17 protein-coding genes are annotated in these 19,795 nt (G+C 68.5%); 8 read left to right on the top strand and 9 right to left on the bottom strand.

The window, feature by feature from the left end; all coding sequences use genetic code 11:
- Window positions 1–453, bottom strand: coding sequence for a winged helix-turn-helix transcriptional regulator (locus tag AB5J56_RS21255; protein WP_369234329.1), 453 nt, complete (start codon window positions 451–453; stop codon window positions 1–3).
- A 274-nt stretch (window positions 454–727) separates the two neighbouring features.
- Between AB5J56_RS21255 and AB5J56_RS21250 the strand changes: the two genes are divergently transcribed.
- Both AB5J56_RS21250 and AB5J56_RS21245 read left to right on the top strand, forming a co-directional pair.
- Window positions 728–1,753 (top strand): acyl-CoA desaturase, encoded by a 1,026-nt coding sequence (locus AB5J56_RS21250; protein ID WP_369234328.1) that lies wholly within the window; start codon window positions 728–730, stop codon window positions 1,751–1,753.
- Window positions 1,754–1,815: 62 nt separating this feature from the next.
- Window positions 1,816–2,214: a DUF5994 family protein gene (locus tag AB5J56_RS21245; protein ID WP_369234327.1), complete on the top strand. Its 399-nt coding sequence runs from the start codon at window positions 1,816–1,818 to the stop codon at window positions 2,212–2,214.
- Between the two features lie 52 nt (window positions 2,215–2,266).
- Here AB5J56_RS21245 and AB5J56_RS21240 read toward each other — a convergent pair whose 3' ends face one another.
- Together AB5J56_RS21240 and AB5J56_RS21235 are read right to left on the bottom strand one after the other, a co-directional pair.
- Window positions 2,267–2,755, bottom strand: coding sequence for a DUF5994 family protein (locus tag AB5J56_RS21240; protein WP_369234326.1), 489 nt, complete (start codon window positions 2,753–2,755; stop codon window positions 2,267–2,269).
- Between the two features lie 192 nt (window positions 2,756–2,947).
- The gene (locus AB5J56_RS21235) at window positions 2,948–3,199 is read right to left on the bottom strand and encodes a hypothetical protein (protein WP_369234325.1); all 252 of its coding nucleotides are present in this window, start codon (window positions 3,197–3,199) and stop codon (window positions 2,948–2,950) included.
- Between the two features lie 174 nt (window positions 3,200–3,373).
- Between AB5J56_RS21235 and AB5J56_RS21230 the strand changes: the two genes are divergently transcribed.
- Window positions 3,374–3,922 carry a DUF5994 family protein gene (locus tag AB5J56_RS21230; RefSeq protein ID WP_369234324.1) on the top strand — a complete coding sequence of 183 codons (549 nt, stop codon included), beginning with the start codon at window positions 3,374–3,376 and terminating at the stop codon, window positions 3,920–3,922.
- A gap of 60 nt (window positions 3,923–3,982) precedes the next feature.
- On the opposite strand, the gene AB5J56_RS21225 is transcribed toward AB5J56_RS21230, so the two are convergent.
- The 4 genes from AB5J56_RS21225 to AB5J56_RS21210 form a co-directional block, all read right to left on the bottom strand.
- A complete protein-coding gene (locus AB5J56_RS21225; protein ID WP_369234323.1) occupies window positions 3,983–4,408 on the bottom strand; it encodes a PIN domain-containing protein in 426 nt (141 codons plus the stop codon).
- A complete protein-coding gene (locus AB5J56_RS21220; protein ID WP_369234322.1) occupies window positions 4,405–4,683 on the bottom strand; it encodes a CopG family transcriptional regulator in 279 nt (92 codons plus the stop codon). The genes AB5J56_RS21225 and AB5J56_RS21220 overlap by 4 nt, the downstream gene beginning before the upstream one ends.
- Window positions 4,684–4,745: 62 nt before the next feature.
- Window positions 4,746–5,642 (bottom strand): phosphorothioated DNA-binding restriction endonuclease, encoded by an 897-nt coding sequence (locus AB5J56_RS21215; protein WP_369242685.1) that lies wholly within the window; start codon window positions 5,640–5,642, stop codon window positions 4,746–4,748.
- 72 nt (window positions 5,643–5,714) lie between these two features.
- A complete protein-coding gene (locus tag AB5J56_RS21210; protein WP_369234321.1) occupies window positions 5,715–6,002 on the bottom strand; it encodes a hypothetical protein in 288 nt (95 codons plus the stop codon).
- 109 nt (window positions 6,003–6,111) lie between these two features.
- Between AB5J56_RS21210 and AB5J56_RS21205 the strand changes: the two genes are divergently transcribed.
- The 4 genes from AB5J56_RS21205 (at window position 6,112) to AB5J56_RS21190 (ending at window position 12,865) form a co-directional block, all read left to right on the top strand.
- Window positions 6,112–6,564 (top strand): hypothetical protein, encoded by a 453-nt coding sequence (locus AB5J56_RS21205; RefSeq protein WP_369234319.1) that lies wholly within the window; start codon window positions 6,112–6,114, stop codon window positions 6,562–6,564.
- A 1,078-nt stretch (window positions 6,565–7,642) separates the two neighbouring features.
- On the top strand, window positions 7,643–8,035 hold the full coding sequence (locus AB5J56_RS21200) for a hypothetical protein (protein WP_369234317.1): 393 nt from the start codon (window positions 7,643–7,645) through the stop codon (window positions 8,033–8,035).
- A 599-nt stretch (window positions 8,036–8,634) separates the two neighbouring features.
- Window positions 8,635–8,970, top strand: a complete 336-nt coding sequence (locus AB5J56_RS21195) for a hypothetical protein (RefSeq protein WP_369234315.1) — start codon at window positions 8,635–8,637, stop codon at window positions 8,968–8,970.
- Between the two features lie 133 nt (window positions 8,971–9,103).
- Window positions 9,104–12,865 (top strand): CHAT domain-containing protein, encoded by a 3,762-nt coding sequence (locus AB5J56_RS21190; protein ID WP_369234313.1) that lies wholly within the window; start codon window positions 9,104–9,106, stop codon window positions 12,863–12,865.
- A 150-nt stretch (window positions 12,866–13,015) separates the two neighbouring features.
- Here the strand turns inward: AB5J56_RS21190 and AB5J56_RS21185 are convergent, their stop codons facing one another.
- Both AB5J56_RS21185 and AB5J56_RS21180 read right to left on the bottom strand, forming a co-directional pair.
- Window positions 13,016–15,685: a hypothetical protein gene (locus AB5J56_RS21185; RefSeq protein WP_369234312.1), complete on the bottom strand. Its 2,670-nt coding sequence runs from the start codon at window positions 15,683–15,685 to the stop codon at window positions 13,016–13,018.
- On the bottom strand, window positions 15,678–17,201 hold the full coding sequence (locus AB5J56_RS21180) for a hypothetical protein (RefSeq protein ID WP_369234310.1): 1,524 nt from the start codon (window positions 17,199–17,201) through the stop codon (window positions 15,678–15,680). Before AB5J56_RS21180 ends, AB5J56_RS21185 begins: the two co-directional genes overlap by 8 nt.
- A gap of 394 nt (window positions 17,202–17,595) precedes the next feature.
- On the opposite strand from AB5J56_RS21180, the gene AB5J56_RS21175 reads away from it, so the two are divergent.
- Window positions 17,596–19,779 (top strand): hypothetical protein, encoded by a 2,184-nt coding sequence (locus AB5J56_RS21175; RefSeq protein WP_369234309.1) that lies wholly within the window; start codon window positions 17,596–17,598, stop codon window positions 19,777–19,779.
- Window positions 19,780–19,795 lie beyond the last annotated feature (16 nt).

The raw sequence follows: 19,795 nt of genomic DNA, 5'->3' as shown, positions 1-19,795 counted from the left end.
TCAGCTTGCGAACCGCTCGCGCACGAGGGGAAGTTCGGCCAGCCGCTCGGGATACCCGGGCCCGAGCCGCGGCCGCGTGTCCTCCGGGTTCAGGGCTTCCCCGCACCCGGAGCAGACGACATCGGCACGAACATCGTCCCGCCCGCACCGCTCATGCCGAAAGACGACCGGCGCACCCTCGTCACCGGCCAGCCAGCGGTCGCCCCAGGCGTTCATGGCCATGAGTACGCCGTAGAAGTCCCGCCCCATCGGCGTAAGAACGTAGTCGTACCGAACCGGCTCGCTCTGGTACGCCACCTTCTCCAGCAGCCCTTCCTCCACAAGCCGCCGCAGCCGCTCGGCCAGCGTGTTGCGGGCAATCCCCAACGACTGCTGAAACGCATCGAACCGCCGCACCCCGTAGAACGCCTCCCGCAACACCAACGGCGTCCACCAGTCCCCGAGCAGATCCATGGTGCGAGCAATGGAACAGGGCCAGTTCGCAAACGAAGTCCGCCTCATGACCGCCAGCATAAGTTCGGTCTCCATACCCTCAGCTCTGGTGGCCCGGACCGACGAAGTGGTCGCGCGATCCGGACCGTCTGGTTTCGCGGCGTGCAGGAGTACGGTTGAGGCAGCCAGGGGACTTCGTATGCCGGTGTCCGGACCGGTCTCGTCCTGGCGGGTCACCACAGGGGCAGCCCCTGACCCCGGCCGCGCCAGTCGCACCGAGGCCGAGGAGCCCCGCATGCCGCTCTCTTCTTCCCTTTCCCAGACGGCGATCCCACCGGATTCCCAGACGGCGATCCCCCCGGACAACGCTCCGCCGCCCCAGGGCTACGACGGGACGTCCCCCTTCCCACCGGACGCACCGGCAGCCGAGGCCGACGGCGGGCAGCGGCTGTATGTGACGGTGACGGCGGTGATCGTCGTCCTGCCGTTCGTGGCGCTCGGCCTGGCCGGCTGGCTGCTGTGGGGACGGCTCATCCATCCGGCCGACGTCCTGCTCGCCGTCCTCTTCTACACGATCACGGGCCTCGGGGTCACGGTCGGCTTCCACCGCGGCCTCACCCACCGCAGTTACCAGGCCGTACGCCCGGTGCGCATCGCGCTCGCGGTGGCGGGGTCGATGAGCTTCCAGGGCGACGTCATCGGCTGGGTCGCCACGCACCGCCGCCATCACGCCTTCACCGACCGGCCCGGCGACCCGCACTCCCCGTACCGCTACGGCACCCATCTGCGCGGCCAGTTGCGCGGGCTGCTGCACGCCCACGTCGGCTGGCTCTTCCGCAACGAGAGCACACCGGCCGAGCGTTATGCCCCCGACCTCCTCGCCGACCGCGACATCCGCGCCGTCGCCCGCGCCTTCCCGGCCCTGTGTGTCCTCACGCTCGCGCTGCCGTTCGGGCTGGGCTGGGCGATCGGCGGCACTTGGGTGTACGGAATAACGGGCCTGCTGTGGGCGGGACTTGTCCGCATCGCACTGCTCCACCATGTGACCTGGAGTGTGAACTCGCTCTGCCATGTGATCGGCGAGCGCCCCTTCCGCACCCGGCGTCACGACCGCGCCACCAACCTGTGGCCGCTGGCCCTGCTCTCCTTCGGCGAGAGCTGGCACAACTTCCACCACGCCGACCCCACCAGCGCTCGCCACGGCGTCGACCGTGGCCAGATCGACCCTTCGGCCGCTTTCATCGGGCTCCTCGAACGCCTCGGGTGGGTGCATGACGTGCGCCGCCCGACTCCGGCCCGTGTCGCCGCCCACCGCTCCTGACGTCAACCACGCATCCGCATCCGGTCCGGCCGGGCGGGCACCCGACACTTCACGGAGCCCTCATGACCACCGCACTGCAACCCCCGCTCCCCTCCCATCCCCTCCTACGGCTTCGCCTGGCACCGCGCGGCGTCCTGCCCCGGTCCATCGACGGAGCCTGGTGGCCACGCTCGTACGACTTGTTGACCGAACTCCCGCGGCTGCTGGCCGGGTTGCCCCGCACGTGGGGCCACATCAGCAGTGTCACCGTCAACGGAGCCGTCTGGTCCACGCCGCCCGGCCGGATGCTCGTCGCCAACCAGGTCGTACGACTGCACAGGAGCCTGGTGGCAGCCGCCCCGCACGCCATCCTCCTGCTCGCTCCCGGCCGGGGGCGCTGGGACCTGCTGGTCGTGCCTCCGGACACCACCGCGGAGGACGCCGAACCGCTCATGGCGGCCGCCGCAGGGGGCCACGTCTGATCCGGCCGACCGATGGCGGCGAGGCGACGGCCAGGGGCTGCGACGACGACCGTCACGCCCCCATTGCCAGCCGGTCGGGCCGGCCCGCGCCCGCCTCGTACGACGAGGAGGTGGCGTCGGCCTGTTCCGCCGTCATGAGGGCGGTCGCGGTCGTCGTCGGGCCGGTGCTCGCGCTCGCGGCGGCCATCAGCCGGGCGGCGGAGGGGGCGCTCGTCTCCGGGGGGATCACCAGGAGGTCCCAGCGGCCCGTTGTGTAGGACAGCAGCAGGATCTTGTGCGGATCCTGTTCCGTGGTGAACCAACCGACCTTCACCACATTGCCGTTGACGGAGATCCTGCGCGGGATGATCGGCCAGTGGCGGGGGTTGACGGCGATACGGGTGATCCGGCCCCACAACGGGTCCAGCACCTCCGCCAGAGCGGAGAGTTCGTGCGTCAGGTCACGTGAACGAGGCCACCAGGCGCCGTCCAGTTCGTCGTGCCGCTGGGAAGGGTTCACGGATTTCAGCGCGAGGCGCGCGGTCGGGACCCTGAAGGGCATGGATCGCAGCGGGGGATGGAGGGTGGTCGCGGACATCGCGCGAACCCGTCTCCGGGCCCCTGCTCGTCGGCGGTTGCCCGGTGTTGTCGCTCCCCGGGAACGACACCGGCATCGGGGCCGGTGCGCGAAATGCTCCCGATGGGTCCACGCTACTCCGCGAAGAGGCCGAACGGACCGCTCCTGGAGGCCGGGTCACGTCCGGCGGCGGTCGTCCTGCGAGGGGCGGCTGGTCTCCAGCCAGGACCGTGCCGGTTCGGCCGCGCGGGTGGTGTCCACGGTGAGCTGGAGGCGGGTCCCTCCCTCGGCGCCCGTGGGATAGCTGCGCTGCTCGGTGGCGTCGAAGCAGCGACGGAGAACCTCCGCGACCCGGCGGGCGACCTCGGGGGAGGCGGCGACGATGCGCACCTCCGCGTGCCCGTCCGAAGGCGATTCCGTTGGCTGCATGGCGACCTCGTTGTCTGGGCACGGATCAGCGGACCGGATCTTCACTCTACTCCGGCGAGCCTCGCTGCCCTCGGGTGCGACAAGCGGGCTTCCCGGCCGCTGCGCCCTGCTGCGGACGTCGGAGTACCGTGAAACGAGGGGGTCCCTCCGTTTCCGTTCAGGCAGGCGAGTGCGATGTCCGACTCCGGCTCCGACTCAGGCTCCCCGCGCGTGACCAGGCTTCTGCCGGACGCCGTCCACCAGGCCGTGAAACCCGGTTCGGCTCTCGTACGGCTGGAGACCACCCACGACCGGAAGGGTGTTCTCGACGGGGCATGGTGGCCGCGGTCCCGCGACATCGCCGCCGAGCTTCCCGCCCTGATCGCCGCGCTCACCGAGCACCTCGGGCCCATCACGCGTGTCGGCCTGGACACCGTCGCCTGGGAAGACCTGCCCACGCGCCTGGTCGTCGACGACCGCGTCGTGCACATCGACTCCTTCCCGGTCGGCGACGACACCGTCCTCATCACCCGGGGCGATCAGGACCACTTCTCCCTTCTCGTGGTCCCGCCGCACGCGACGCCCGACGCGGCCCGCGCCGCGATGGCCGAGGCCGTCCGCGCCGGCAGCGTCACGCAGGCCGAAGAGATCCTCATCGACACAGGCACCGGCCGAGTCCTGCCGATCACCGTGCCGGACCGCGGTGGGAACGGGCCGCAACGTGACGCCGGCGGGCGTTGCTGATTTGGGCGTCGTGTACCGGTGTCCCTTGCATCTGCGGGTCCTTGAAGGGCGCGGGTCGGGTCACACCTTCTTGACGACGATCGTGTCCGGGACCAGCTTCTCCAGGTCGTCGACGTCCGAGGTGAAGACGGTGACCTGCCCCCTCTGTTGTCGCGCGATGACGGCGAGCACGGCGTCGATCGCGTGCTTGTGGCCGTGCAACTTGGCGTCGGCCAGGAGTCGGCGTGCCTGGCGGGCCTCGCCCTTCCCGATGTCGCAGACCTGGAGCCGGGACAGTACCCAGTCCCAGCGCTGTTCGGTCGTCCTGCCGTCGTACGCCTCGACCAGGGTCATCGGCGACGTCACGACTTCGGCCTCCCCGCGCGCCGCGAGGTCGAGCCAGGCGATCATCCTCCGATCACCGCGCACGGCCAGGGAGAGAGCTTCACAGTCCAGGACGAAGACACGGAGCGGCCTCTGTCCGTGCTCACCGACTCGCTTCTTCACGCAGCCTCTCCGGCGTTGTGTTGTCCGGAGGCGCGGCGCCGCTCGTGTTCGGCGTCGAGATCCTCCAACTCGTCGAGAGCTGTCACACGCTCCTCCGCCGTCACGGGGCCGTGTTCTTCCTGCAGCCAGTCGGCCAGTTCCAGGAGCCGGTCCCGGTCGCGCTTGAAGCGCAGCGCCTCTGCGACGTACGCCGAAAGGCCCCGCTCGGCCGCGTCCGCGCGGATCTCGTCCAGGAGATCCTCGGGGATCGTCACGGTTACCTTCTTCGTCGCCATATAAGAGACCATACTCTTGGTATCGCACTCCTTACCAGTGAGGTGCGGCCGACGATTCGAGGTCAGGCGGCTGTGGCAGGGCGTGGGCTGCCGTGGAAGACCTGGCTGGTGTGCCAGGAGCGGTGGATCGCGGCGACGGGGTGGGCGCCCGGTTGAGGTCCGATGAGTGGTCGGTCGGCGAGCGCGATGACGTATTCGCGGGCGGCGGGGCTGTGGCCGACGAAGCGTTGGGAGACCAGGATGCGGTGGCTCTCGCCGACACCGAGGACGCCCTTGTCGAAGAGCTTGTGGTGCAGGGAGCACAGGCACAGTCCGTTGTCGACGTCGTCCGGTCCGTCGAACGCCCACCACCGCACGTGCGCGGCCTCCAGCCCGACCGGCACCGCGCCGATCCTGCCGTCGTAGCCGCAGAAGGCGCACCGGTACTCGTAGGCCGTCAGGACCCGCTCCCGCATCCGTGGATCCCGCTGCCTCCGCACGGCGGCCGAGAGCTGTCCGGTCTCCGCCGGCTCCAGCTCCAGGCCGACGGATTCGCACAGGTCGCCGTGGAGCGAAGGCGGGAAGTGCAGGTCGAGCAGGACCCGTGCCATCCGGCCGAGTAGCTCCGGCTCACGCCGCAGCGCCGCCCGCAGCTCCGGTGCCAGCCGCCCAGCGGCCCCCGCGGCCCGCAACTCCCGCACCCCGCTGCCGGGGCTGCCCGGTCCGCGATCGGTGCGCACCTCCCACACGCCGTCGCTCACCAGATGGTGGAACGGGTAGGCCGGGGTCGTCCTGTTCGGCGGACCGTACTCGGTCAGCAGCCGCTGCAGATCCTCCTCCACCGCGCTGTACCGCACTTCGCCAGCCGCATCCTGCTGGAACCGACCGAGGGCGTACAGCAACAGCAACGGCTTGTGCGGAGCGCGGGTCCCGCTTCTGGTCCACTGCCTCAGGTTCGCGGTGCGCTCCAGCCAGTCCATGACCGGCGATCGTAGTCGCGCCTCGTTGACCAGCGATCTGCGCATGTGCAGAAAGCCTAACGAGTGGAAAGCCTAATGAGTCGTGGCGAGTTGATTGCGACGTGTCGTAACCAGGTGGCGCCATCGTTCGCGAGTCTGTTGTTCTCCGTCGATCCACCGTGCTCGCGCGGTCCGCTCGGGAAGCGGAAGGCCGGCCATGAAGTGGGCGATGTCGACGTAGTAGGCGTAGTCGCCGCTCTGCGTGAGTTCGCGCAGGCGTGTGATCCCGATGGCGAGGTCGTCCTGGGCGTCGAGGACGGCGTGGTGGAAGCACAGGGCCAGTTGCTGGTTTCGCCGCGGCGTAGGAATTGCCGGAGACACCGATTTCGGCGAGCAGTACGGCCGCCCGGCCGGGCACGTCGGCGGCGAACCCGGCGTCGCGTACGAGCACGGCGATGCGAGAGATCATCTCGCTGGAGCGCAGGCTGAGGTGGGACAACAGCCGGTCCGCCAGACCGAGTTCGTCATCGGCCCGAAGCGGATCGGAGAAGGAGACGGCGAAGGCGAGATGCGCCTGCACCATGGCGGTCTCGCCGACCACACCGTGCTCCCCGGCTTCGCTCCGGCCTGCCAGGTAGGCGGCTACCGCTCGCGCCATGTCGCCCTGCACCCACCACACGTCTCCCGGCACTCGATCGTGCCGCCCCTCCCAGCCCAGCCTTCCCGCGGCTTCGACCGCGGTCGGGAAATCTCCGGGCAGTCGGCTCAGGTGCGCCAGGCCGCGCCGCGCGGCGGAAGCGAGCCGACCTTCGGCCGAGGCGACGCGCTGCATCCCGCGACGCGAAGCGTCGGTCAGCCCGAGGTCTCGCTGGGCCTTCGCCAGGTAGTACGTGGCCAGTTCGACGAGGTCATCGGGGAGCAGCTCCGACGAGAGGACGGCTGAGCGCCGACTGGACGTGCGTTGACGGTGCTCGTGCTGGCGCCGGGCGATGGCGCTCAGCGTTTCCACAATGGCGTCCGCCGCGGTCTGCAGGCCACCTGACGATGTGGCATCCACGGCGGGAAGCGCCAATGATTCCCAGACGGAGTCCCCTACGTACTGGAACATCGTGGACATGGAAGGGCCACACACCGGAAGAGGACTCCCGGATGAAGGGGCGCTCGGTCAGCCGTAAGGCGGGCGCGTCGTGGTCCATGCCGGCGGCTTGGGTGGCCAGGGGCACTGAGAACGCGCTGAGCAGGCTGACCGAGCGGAGCACGTGGCGCTCATCGGCGGTCAGGCCGCTGAGGGTACGGGCGATCAGGGCGGGGAAGTCGTGGTCGAAGTCGGTGACCTACGGCTGGCTGCCGCCGCGTCGGAGTTCCAGGTAGCGCATGACCGGCAGGTCCAGGTACACGGTCTGCCATGCACCAGCGGTCACCGGTGCGCGCTCGATGTGCTGCTGCGAGCGCGTCAGGTGTGACGGTCCGGGGAGTCAATTTCCTTGATCCACTCCCCGTTCACACCCAAGGGGCCCTACGGAACGAGTCAGGGCCGGTTTCCCGTGAAGGGAAACCGGCCCTGAACTGCTGTTTTAGCTGTCGGGGTGGCGGGATTTGAACCCACGACCTCTTCGTCCCGAATTAGGTCCGATCATGTTGCCCACCAGCTGCGAAGGATGTATGCCCAGGTCAGGCTGTTGGTGGCCGTTGGTCTCGGGTGGTTTCGCGAGGGCTCTAGGAGAAGATCTTCTCCCAGATTCCTCCCAAGCGGTGAGGTGACAGCGTGACAGTTGCTTCAGGATGTCGCGTTACGAAGGCGAATTTGCATGCTGCGGTACGCCGTCAGCGGCAGCACGGCGCATGGCGTACCACCGTCTATGCATTGCTCGCGCAGAGGATCGGTTGAACCGTCCTTTCAAGTACCTCGACGTCTCTCTGCTCTGGCTGAGGGAGTTGGCCGAACCCGCGGGTGTACCTGCACGTTTGGAGCAAGAATGGCGGCCTAGTAGATCAACAAGGCGCAGGGGGCGAAGTTCTGTATGACGAGCCAGGTGGAAGTAGGCGGCCTGAGGATCGCCAAGGCGCTGTCGTACGTGTGTGGGCATCGGGACGAACTCGCCGCGCTGCTTGACGAGGACGACGCCGCCTTGCGTGCTGTCGAAGCCGCAGTCGGCAGGCCGCCCGCAGACGTCTCGCTCACTACCCTTCTGGACGCCTTGCATGCAGCGGTTCGATGCGCAGGCGATCCATCGGGGGTGTATGGGGGAATGGGCCGCAGCGTGATGTCGGCCGGTGTTGCTGGTTTGGACGTCGTGTACCGGTGTCCCTTGCAGCTGTGTATCGGTCGATCCGGTCAGGAAGCGGACGGCGACGTGCCACGCTGCCAGTTCGCCCCCGGCGCGACGGCGCTGATCCGGGAGAGGCTCCCGTAGTGGGAGGGCTGCTCAGTGAACTCAGCAAGAAGCTGGCCGAGCGGTGGCTGACTCTCCTCGTACTCCCAGGCGCGCTCTATTTGGCGGTCGCCGCAGCCGGACGCACTCTCGGGCAGAGCGCTGCGCTGGACGTGGGGCGGCTTACTCACGCGATCTCGGACGCTGCCCGGGCTCCCGTGGCGACTACGGTAGGCGGCCAGGTCGTGCTGCTTGCTGCCATCTTGGCCGGTGCGGCCGCCGCTGGTCTGGCTGCCCAGTCCCTCGGCTCCGTTGTCGAGCGTGTGACCCTGGCTGCCGGCTGGGGTGCATGGCCGTGGTTGTTCGGTGAGTTGGCTGAGTGGTACGTGGCACGCCGGCAGCGTCGCTGGGACGCGGCACGGGCGGAGTACGAAGCTCTACGGCTTCTGGAACGCGCTCCGCGACCGGCTGACCGTCCCAGGCCCCGGGAGCGTCACCGCGCTGCCCACAGGTATGAACGTATCTCCGTGGAGCGGCCTGAACGGCCGACTTGGAGTGGTGACCGGATCCACGCCACGGCGGTTCGGCTGGACCGAGATGCACATATCAATCTCCTCATCCTCTGGCCACACCTTTGGCTAGTGCTGCCGGAAGAGATACGTGGCGAGATCAGCAGGTCCCGCGCCGCGTTGGCGCGAGCTGCCGTCCTCGGTGGATGGGCCCTGCTCTATCTGCCTCTGGCCTGGTGGTGGTGGCCTGCAGCGCCGCTGGCCGCCACGATGGTGGTCGTCTTGGCACGTCGCCTCCGTGCTGCGTCGGACACCTACGCCACGTTGCTGGAGGCATCTGTGCGCCTTCACCTGGCGGACCTGGCCGACAAGCTGCGCATCGAGGAACAGCCGATGGGTCCTCTGCTCGGTGGCGCGGTCATGCGACGGCTGAGCAGCCCGGCGCCTGTGGCGGAACCGGCTTCGTGAGCTCCGTCGAATTCAGAGACTCGCCTCGGCAGTCCTGGGCGGTGCGGCAATCAGATCTACAGGAGACGGAGATCGGGAAGTGACAGGACGGTTTATGCAGGGGCGTGAGCAGGATTTCGCAAGGAAAAGCGAAGTGGAGAAGCGCATTGCCGTAGTGGAGTTACGGCTGGACCGGCTCGCCCGCGAACAAGATCCTCGGGTTGTGCTGGAGCCGGAAGCGCTGGTCGAAGCCCGTCAGCTTGCCTCGATACTCCACGATGACGAGTCCGACCTGGAAGGTTACTACCTCCTCGGTTGGTTGCATGTCTCCAGGTACAAGGCACTTCCCGAAGGGGCTGGGCAGCGGGACAGAGATGAAGCCGTCGCGAAGTTCACGCCCTGCTTCGTGTTCGGCGCAGATGAGGAGGATCTGCCGGACGAACTCCTTCCAGATGTGGCCCAGCGCGCGCTCGGCTTCGTCTGGAGGATCCAGCAAGGGATGAGTGCTTCGCCGAGCCCGGCTTTGCGCGCAAGAGTGACCGATCTCCTGCGCCGTATCGCGGCCGCTATTCCCCGTGGAAAAAGTGAGTACGCGGAAACGCTGTCCAATCTTTCCGTCATCCTGAGTTCCCACTTCGACGCGGGTGGCGAACTGGCGGATCTGGACGCGGCGATCGACGCGGCCCTGGGCGCAGTGGAAAGCACGGCAACAGGGCATCCGAAACAGCCGGGCATGCTGTCCAACTTGTCAGGTGTGCTGATGACGCGCTTCACTCATACAGGTGCGGCGGCGGACCTGGACGGTGCGATCGAGACCGGCCGATTGGCAGTCCAAGCTTCTGTGGGCTCCGCTGTCGGCAGGGCTGGCGGGCTCAACAACCTGGGTACCGCGCTGAAGACCAGGTTCACCGAGAGCGGCATCCTGTCGGACTTGGACGCGGCGATCGAAGCCTTCCAGGAAGCCTCAGACCTCTGTACCGAGGACCACGAGAAGGCGGGAGTTCTTCACAATCTGGGGACCGCCTGGCACGGCCGATATGAAAGCACCGGCGCGCTGGCGGATCTGGACAACGCGATCGAGTGCTGCCAGGCCGCAGTCGAGGCGGCTCCCGAGGAACATCCTGCGCGCTCCATGTTCCTGTCTGGGCTCGGCACCGTCACGCTGACTCGATTCCAACGCACTGGTGAAACAGTGTATTTGGGCCGATCTGTTATTGCGTTCCGGGAAGCTCTGGACATGCTCCCGCCGGGGCACCGGGCTCGTGGGCTTCGTCTCTCCGGCCTGGGGCAAGCTCTCCTGGCGCGATACCGCCTCGGCGGCAACAGGTCTGACCTCGATACGGCGATCGAGATGAACCGCGCTGCCTCCCGGGAAATCACCCCGCACCAGACCGAGTTCAACGCGGTCCTCAACAACCTGGCCATCTCTCTCGGGCAGCGTTTCGAATGCACTGGCCATATGGCCGACCTGGACGAGGCGATCAGCGCCAGTCGCGCTTCCGCTCAGGCCACCGCGGACGGTCACGTCGACCGGCCGACCCGTCTGTCCAACGTCGGTCTGATGCTGTGGACTCGGTTCAAGCACACCGGGGCGTTGTCGGACCTGAACGCCGCGATCGAGTTCGCGCACGGAGCCGTGAAGACGGCACCCCGTGAACACTCCGCCTTGGCGGCGATGCTGTCCAATCTCGGCACAGTGTTGTTGCAACGTTACGAGCGGAACGGGGACCCTCAAGACCTCGACGAGGTGGTCCGAAGAAACCGCGAAGTCCTCGGCATCACGGATGCAAGTAGCCCTGACCGCCCTCGCTTTCTCGCGAATCTGTGCACCGCCCTGCACACCCGTTTCCAGCGCACTGGAGGCTTTGAGGACCTGGACGGCGCGGTCGCAGCGGGACATGACGCGACCGCCACCGTTCCGTCCCACCACCCTGAGCGCCCGAGGTACCTGTCCATGCTGGGAGGTGTGTTGACCGTCAGGTTCGAGAAGACCGGGTCCATAGCGGATCTGGATGACGCGGTGGTTGCGTGCCAGGCCGCGCTCGACATCTCGTCCGCGGAACATCCGGAGCGCGCCGACTACCTGTTCCAGCTCGGGGCGGCCCTGTATCGCCGGTATCAGCGGACTCACACGCGGCACGACTTTGATCGCGCACTGGCCGCCCATATGGAAGGCGCGCGAGCCGACGGGGCCAGGCCCTCGATTCGTATTCGGGCCGCTCAGGCAGCGGCCTCAATGACCGGACGGTCGGATCCTGATCTCGCAGCCGATCTCTTGGCCAGCGCCGTACACCTGCTGCCCGAAGTGGCAGACCGCCGACTGAGCCGTGGTGACCAGCAGCACGCCATGGGCAAGTGGTCCGGGCTGGCCGGAGATGCGGCGGCACTGGCTCTTGCTTCTCGCGAAGGCACACTCGCTGATCGAGCAGCGCGAGCACTGCAGCTGATCGAGGTGGGCCGCGGCGTCCTCCACAGCCAGGCGCTGGACATGCGGAGCGACCTCGCAGAGCTTCGCGAGCGCCATCCCGACCTGGCCCATCGCTTCGAGGTACTTCGTGACGAGCTGGACCGGCCGATGGAATTGGCTTCTCTCACGGAACCCGACGGACAAGTCAGCGCCGCCGTACGTGCGGTCGATGCCGAGGAGCAACGACGCAGCCGCGCCGACCAACTTCAGGCCACGCTGGGCAATATCCGAGCGCAGGACGGATTCGCCAGCTTCGCTCGTCCCCCTGCCGTCAGTGAGCTCCTGGCACAAGCCACCTCCGGCCCGGTGGTGAGCTTCAACGTCAGCCGCTACCGCAGCGACGCACTGCTGTTGACGTCCGATGGCATCGAGTCCCTGAACCTGCCCGACCTCACGTACGACCTCATCATCGACCAGATACAGACCTTCCATAGGGCCCTGGAAACCGTTGCGGATCCGCGCATGTCGCCCATCACGCGAAAGGAGGCGCAAGCGACCCTTCACGCTGTCTTGGAGTGGCTGTGGGACGCGGCGGTCGAACCGGTCTTGCGCAGCCTTGGTTTCACTGGTGAGCCCTCTCCCGGACAGTCGTGGCCCCGCGTCTGGTGGGCGCCTGGCGGGCTCCTCTCGCTGCTACCTCTGCACGCTGCCGGCCATCACTCCGAGTCGCTCCGGGCGGACTTGAGAGACGGGGAACCGCCGACAGTCATGGACCGTGTCGTCTCCTCGTACACCACCACGATCCGCGCACTGCACCACGCGCGCCGTCGTCACACCTCCGCGCCGTCCGTGAGCCGGTCACTGATCGTGGCCATGCCCACAACTCCGGGCGTTCAAGGTCGCCTGGACCACGTCTCTGAAGAAGCCGCACTGCTGTGCGGCCTGCTGCCCGAGCCGACGCTCCTCATGGCGCCGGGTGCAGAAGCTGACGGCATGACCGTCCCCGGGCCGGAGACACGACCGACCAAGGCTCGGGTCCTGAAGGCCCTCTCCGATTCCGGGATCGTTCATTTCGCGTGCCACGGTGCCCACGACCCCGACGACCCGTCCCAGAGCCTGTTGCTTCTGCACGACCACGAACGTGATCCGCTGACGGTGGCGAGCCTTGCAGGAATGAAGATGGACTCGGCCCAACTGGCCTACCTGTCAGCGTGCCGAACAGCGTTCATGGAATCCGTGGAGCTGATCGACGAGGCCATCCATCTCACATCGGCCTTTCAGCTCGCGGGTTTTCCCCACGTCATCGGCACCCTCTGGGAGATAAACGACGAGGTTGCCTCGCACATGGCAGCTGACTTCTATGCTGAGCTCGGCGGGGTCACTGACCAGCATGGTGGCCTCGACACGGATGCGGCGGCCCGTGCTTTGCACCACACTGTGCGCAAGGTCCGTGATCGCTATCCCAAGTCCCCCTACCTCTGGGCGGCCCACCTGCACGCCGGGATCTGAACGCGGGCGGTGTCGCCGCTGAGACGCGGCATCGACATGCATACTGCTGTCGATGCCGCTTGCACCTTGGTCTCGACTGATCGTGAGTGCGCGGTGATCGGGTGTCCGTGACGCGGATCTTCCGCGATGGACATGTAGAAACTCCCCAGGCTATGGCTCACATTGTGGTGGACGGGATCCAACCAGGCCGAGGTCCGACAGGACTTGGTGAGCCAGTTCGAAGGGCTGGTTGCGGGGGCCGTGGGGGACGGAGGCGGCGGATTCGAAGCCGCGCTGTGCGGCGAGGGCTCTGGGGCCTACCAGTCCGGTGAGCCGGTAATGCCGCCAGAGGGGAATCGGCCGGCGGGCATCGACCACGATGAGGTCGGGTCGACGCCAGACGACCAGCGCCCAGGCTCCCCCGCCGGAGTCCGAGCCCGAGTCGGCCCAGGCCCCGACGAGGGGCGCATCCTCGGCGGCGCCGACTGCTTCGAGTGCCACCAGCGCGGGGTTGCTGAAGCGGCCGGTGACATGGAGAAGGAGTCGTCCGTGGCGGTGTACGTCGCGCCTCTTCTCGGCGAGGGACCATACGGCGTCAGTGAGGGGATCGTCCTGGACGACGTCCGACGCGACATCGAGCACGGCGGCCTGGTCGACGGCTGGGCCGAAGGCTGTGTCGAGCAGCGCCGTGTATTCCGCGACGTACGCGGAGTCCACTGCGGGAAGCAGGTGGCCGACTGCCTGGGAGGCTTCGTTGAAGGCGAGTGTCTCAGGGGTGATCTCGTAGCGTGGGGCGTGGCTTCGGAGCACGGCGAGGGCGACTGCGGCGAGGCTGGCGACCTGCGGCTCGATCCGCTCGGGGAGATCGTTTCGGTTCAGTGCGCGAACGGCCCGGGAGAGCAGTGGCAGCCAGTCGGTGTGTGCCGGGGGCCAGGCGCCTGCCGCGACGGTCCACAAGGTCAGCCGGACGACGAGCATGCGCTCCGGAGGGCCCAGTTGGGGAGCGAGGGCGACGAGGCGCTCCACCCAGCGCCGGTATCTACGGCGGACTTCCTGGTCGGCCTGCCGGAGGTCGGGCAGGGTGATGGCGTTCGCTTCGCTACCGGCTGCCTCGGGGTCGTGCTCTGCTGCCACGGCCTCGGCGTCGTCATCGTCGAGGGCGGCTTCGATGTCGTCGGTGAACCGCTCGTCCCAGGAGACGGGCAGCAGGTCCTGAAAGGGCGTGCTGGTGTCGGTGGGCAGTGGGAGCCCCAGCGCGAAGCGAGTGAGCTGGTGTCCGACGCGTCCGGCGCATTCGTCCAGGTAGCTCTCCCAGCCGTCCTCGTCGCCGTCCAGCGGGGCCGTAGCGACCGCACCGCCAGTGCTGCTGCTCGCGGATACACCCGCTGGGGTGGGGGTCAGTCCCGTACGGAGGGTTTCCAGGTCGCCCAGGAATCGTTCGGCGAGCCGGGGATCCGCGAACAGGTCGGGTGGCCGTGTTGTGGGGGTCTGGGACTGGGCCGGAGTCATTCGGCGCAGGGCGCGGTCAGGGTCGACGACGAACACGATGTTGCCGAAGCTTGGTACGCCGTCGCTGTCGACTACGACCAGGCGCACACGGCTGCCCGCATCAGCCGGAGCCGTCACCGTCAGCGTGGCCTGTCCGGGCGGGATTTCGGCGATGCGCTCCCATGCCTCCGGCGGTGCTGCCGCCTGAGACAACTCCAGGTGAGCGGTGTCGGAGAGAGGCCGGGCCACGCTGATCTCCAGGCCGTCCGGTACGCGTAGGGCACCGAGCAGCAGCGGCCCACTGCCGGCGATGGGACGGGGAAGGGGTGGGGCCGTGTGCAGCCGGGTGGCGGGCTCGTCGGTGCCGTCCGGAAGGAGGGTGGCGGGAATGGGGGTGATGACGCCGAGTTCGCAGTTGCCTCCCTCGCCCTGGGAAAGCAGCAGGGCCGCGGCGGAAAGGTTCGGGCTGCCGGTCAGGGCCCACCGCTGCCCCTCGGAGACCCACTCGACGAGTTTCCCGTGGCGGTACCGCTGGTCGTTGTCGCTGATGACGCGTCCGTCGTACTCCTTCACCAGGGCGGCGACCGACGGACCGTCGAGATCGCTGAGCCCGGGCTGGTAGGCGAGGGCGAACCGGCTCGGACGGAAGCGTTCGAGCAGCCGCCGCAGTGCCATCGAGCGCCGGTCGTAGAAGGGCGCGAACACGGCCAGTTCGTCGACGGGCCCCTGCGGCAGCTGATCGATGATCGGCGAGCGCAGACTGCTGACGACGCGGACCTGTGGCGCCTTGGGTGTCCTGTCGCGGTGGAGCCGGTCCAGCAGCGCTGCGACCCGACTCAGCGACTGTGGCACTCCGGCGGAAAACCTCACCTTTTCCGGGAGGTCGCGCAGCCATGCCGACAGCTCCGGAACCGCGGCGGGACTCTGCTCGCCGTCCACCCGCAGAACCGTCCACAGTTCGGCGTTGGCCTGCCAGCCGGCCAGCGTGGTGTTGCCGGAGCCGAGAGCGATGATGGCGTGTTCCGGTCCGGCGAGGACGATCAGCTTGGGATGGAACGCGGCACCGTGGGCGTATGCCAGACCGGCGAGATAGCTCCGTCCGGCCCGCCGGACGGAGCGGGGATCGTTCCGGGCCATGGAGACGTCTCCCGCCACCGTGACGCGTGCGCCGGTGGCCTGGGTGATGCCGAGGGCGACCTCCTCGAAGAAGCCGAGATCGGCGGTGAAACTGAGGAAGAGTGCTTCTTCCAGGTTCCGCGCGCCCGTGCGCTCCTCGTCGAGGATGAGGGTCAGCGGAGAGGCGAACGCGGTTGGTGGCTCCACCACGACCGGTGCCGGTGCGGTCTCAGTCAAGGAGAGCCCTCCCGCTACTGGTCACCGACCAGTGCTGGTCGTGGTAGTGCAGTACGCCGCAGGTGGCCAGGACGGTCCCGAGCTGGTCCAGCCGTAGCCCGACGTCACCGCGCCCCTCCTGGCTTGTCCGGTACAGCAGCCCGCCCCGTTCGTGCAGCCGGGTCGGTAACCACAGCGTGCCGTCAGCACGTCGGCGGGCCTTGGCCAGCGCGATCCGCTGCGACCGCGCCACCAGGTCGTAGGTGAGTCGGCGGGCGACATCGCGCAGTTTCATGGGGCGCGCTTCGTCAAGCCGCCGCTGGACCCATTCCGGGCCGAGCTCGACACCGCGCTGGCCGAGGAACGCGTCCTGGACCCGACCGGTGAGTTCGTCCACCCGACGGGCATTGGTGGCGAGCACCCGCAGTTCGGCGAGGGGCAAGGGATCACCCGTCCACCTCAGGTCGTGCTCGGCGGGCAACGGCGCTCCGGACGTGCTCTGCGTCGCGGGAAGGGAGGACAGGAACGCGTCCACCGTCATGTCGGGAAGCTCCGCGGCGAAGCGGTCGGCCACTTCCTCGATCGGCACCAGCCCGTCGACCTGCTCCACGAGCCAGGACCACAGGCGGCGCCACGCTCCGACGGAGTAGTTCCGCAGCACCACTCCGCGCCATGCACCGGCCGCGTCGATGCCGCTGGTCACGGGATCGGTGGTCAGGAAGTCGCCGAAAGCGAGCACATGGCCGATGTCGCGGGTGAAATGTCGGACGGGATGTGTGGCGACCACACGAGCCAGAAGCTGAATCGTCTGGCGTCGTGTTGCCGAGCGGGAGCCTGCTTCGGCCGGTGCACCGGGCTCGCACATGAGGTTCGCCAGCCACGCCCCGTCAGGATGCTCACCGCCCACGCACACGCACAGCCGGTCCCCGAAAGAGGCGAGATCATCCACGTTCAGCGTGTCCTCGGCGGCCAGTTCGAGCAGCCCGTCCAGCCCAGCTCGTAGTGCCGCGGTCTCCAACCGCGGTCCGGGAACCGGCATGGGGCCCGCACCGAGGATGCCGAGCGCGACCTCGGATCCGGCGTACGGTGCCCAGAACCCCCATGAGTTGCCCACGTACCCGTCCTTGCCCGGGACCTCGGCTTCGGACATGGTGACCGTCCCGGAGTGCAGCCGCCGGGCAAGGGCATCGACCCCATGAGCACGCGGCAGCCAGTCCAGAGCCTGCGGATGATGCGCGAACGACACGGCGGCCAAGGCCACTTCCGCGCGGCGCAGCAGAGTCTGGGCGGCCGGGACCGTCAGGTCCTCCCCGTCGGCTTGCGCCGCGATCAGCCCGTGCAGTGCGTAGTAACGCCCGTGCGGCGTCTGCGTGGTCACCCCGGGGACCAGGTGATCGACCATGCGTGCCACATGCCGCTCCACCGAGAGCGGATAACGGCCCGCGGCGACGTCCAGTCCGGGGCGGCTCCAGCCCGGTCCGTCCACGAGCTCCGGTGTTTGCCCCTTCCCACCGACGGCGACCATGCGCTCAACCATCGGACCGAGAGCAGCTGAACGCCGCTGGCTGGTGGGTGCGCCGCGCAGTGAGCCCTTTGCGGCAAGACGGTCCGCAACTGTGCTCGATCATTTCCCGCTGCCACCCCCTCAGCGCCGTTCAGTCGGGAAACTGATCCGTCATTCTGTCGCATCTCTCGGGGGAGTGGCACTTCGGATGTGAATCACCCAGCTGGTCGAGACAGCTCGATGGGGCGACTCTCGTCCAGGGTCTGATAACCGCCATTATCAAATGAAGCTGCACTCGCGTTGTCGGGGTCGGCGTATCGTCTTGTGGCGTCGGGCGGGAATCTGCTGCAAGCGGACCCGTGACGTGAGACAAGGCCCAGCCTGGTTGCCGAAGCGGCTGATGCGACGATAGATGAGCGGGGGAGGGATGCGCACAGTGGTCACTGGTCTGCCGGACCCGGCACTCAGCTTCCCAGGGCCGCTGCCCCTCCTGGTGTCGATGGCCGACATCGCGACGTTCGCCCGGGTGAAGCGCCCTGTCGTGTCCACCTGGCGTCGACGCCACCCGGACTTCCCCGCCGCCATGTCCGAGAACTCGGGACGGCCGCTGTTCGACGGCGCGCAGGTGACCGACTGGCTGATCGCCTCCGGCCTCGGCAACGCCGCCCCGCAGGAGCTCCGATCCGAGCTTGCCCTTTTCGGCATCATCGCGCTGCGGGACCGTTTCACGCCGTGGCAGCTGGTCGAGACGCTGGGCAGCTTGCTGTGCCTGCGCCGGCTCGACGGTCGGCCACTGGCCGACGATGCGAACGTCTCCCCGGCCTCCCCGCCCGACGCCGAAGCCGACGAGGCCCTCTGGTCCGCGCTGCTGCGCCGAGCCGAACGGATCGACGCCGAGGACGATTTCGTACTCCGCGAGCTTCGCGCGATCGACGCCACGGCGGCCCCACTCGCCCGCCTCGCCGAGGACCTGGTCGAATCCGCCTACGACGAGCGCGGCGCGTACGAGTGGCTGCTCGCCGCCCGCTCCCGGCTCGGACTGGACTCCCTCGCCGCCGACGCGGTCACCCCGGCGCTGCGGAGTCTGCTCACCCAGCTCACCGACCTCCGTGTCCGCCTTGAGCGAGGTGAGTCCCTCACCCTCGCTGACCCGCACGCCCGCGCCGGCGACCTGCTCGCCGCGCTCATCGACGACGCGGAGGACCGCGACCGCGTCACTGTCCTCGCCGCTGACCCCGACGACCGGCTCACCCGCATCACCCGCCGCCGCTTCCTGCTGGCGGGCGTAAGCGAACTTGACCTGGACGTGCAGACCGGCTCCGACCTGGAGGAACGCTTCGCGGACCCGGACCTCGTCGTCACCCAGCTCCCGTACCGCCCCGGCGAGGACCGCTCAGTAGCCGTCGTACTGACGGAGCTCGAACGCGTCGCCTACCTCCTCCGTCCCGGCTGCACGGCCCTCGTCCTTGGACCGGCCGACGCACTCGTCGACGAACTGAAGAGCACCGAGGCCGCCCAGCTCCGCTCGGCCCTCCTGCGCGAGAACATCGTCGAGTCGGTCATCGCGCTTCCCGGCGGGGTCCTGCCCTTCCGTCCTGGCTACCGTCCCGCGCTGTGGACGCTCACACGCGGTCCCGTCCGGGAGGCGGAGGGCATGGTCTTACTGGCCGACATCAGCTCGGAACAGCTCACGCCGGGTGTGCGCATGCGGCTTGCCGAGGACGTCCTCCTTTGGCGCGCAGAAGGCTTCCGAGGACTCGACGGTCACGACCCGCGCTACGGCCGTGTGGTCCCCGTCGCTGACCTGGACCGGGCCTTCGGCGGCCCCCTGACCCCACCTGCGCCGCCCGCCTCCGCCATCTGGTCCGACAAGGTCACCGAACGCCCCGCCCTGATCGCCGAGGCCGAGGCCCGCCTGGAGCGCGCGACGGCGGACACCCGGGCGTACGAAGACGAGCGAGGCCCTTACCAAGGGGCCGTAATGCGCAGGGTCGGTCGCCTGCCCAAGCGCACCACCCTCGGCAAGCTGATCACCGCACGCAGGGTGACCCGGCTCCCCGGCCACCGTATCGACGAGAAGCAGCTCACCCGGGACGGCCACCACACCGTCCTGGGTCCCGAGGAGATCACCGGCGAACGACCCGTGGGCAACCGCCGCATCGACCGCCTTCTGCTGGCGACGGCCTACGAACGGGTGGCGCTCACCGAGCCCGGTGATGTCGTCTACACCCTCGCGCCCCGCCTCGGCGTGTACGTCGACCACGACGGTTTCTCGGTCGTTGCGTTTCCGGCCCGCGTGCTCCGCGTCAACGCCGATGCCACCCGCCCGCTCTCCCCTCGGGTCCTCGCGGCCCTGCTCGGTGCGGCCCGTGGCACCGCCCGCAGCCCCAGCGCGGTGCGCCCCGCCCGCCGTATCGAGGACTACCAGCTCCCCGACCTCGACCCGGACGAGGTCCAGCGCTTCGACGCCGTCCTCGCCGAGACCGAACGCCGGGAACGCCTGCTGCGCGCCCAGGCCGACGCCCTCGCCGAGGCCCGCCGCTTGACCATCGCGGGCCTGGCCGACGGCACCCTCACCCTCGGCGAAGCCCGAACCATCAACCGCACGTAACCAATCCACACCCACC

It is taken from the genome of Streptomyces sp. R21 (assembly GCF_041051975.1).
Lineage (GTDB): Bacteria > Actinomycetota > Actinomycetes > Streptomycetales > Streptomycetaceae > Streptomyces.
Note: the sequence above shows the minus strand (reverse complement) of the source record. Positions and strands in the feature narration are given on the sequence as shown.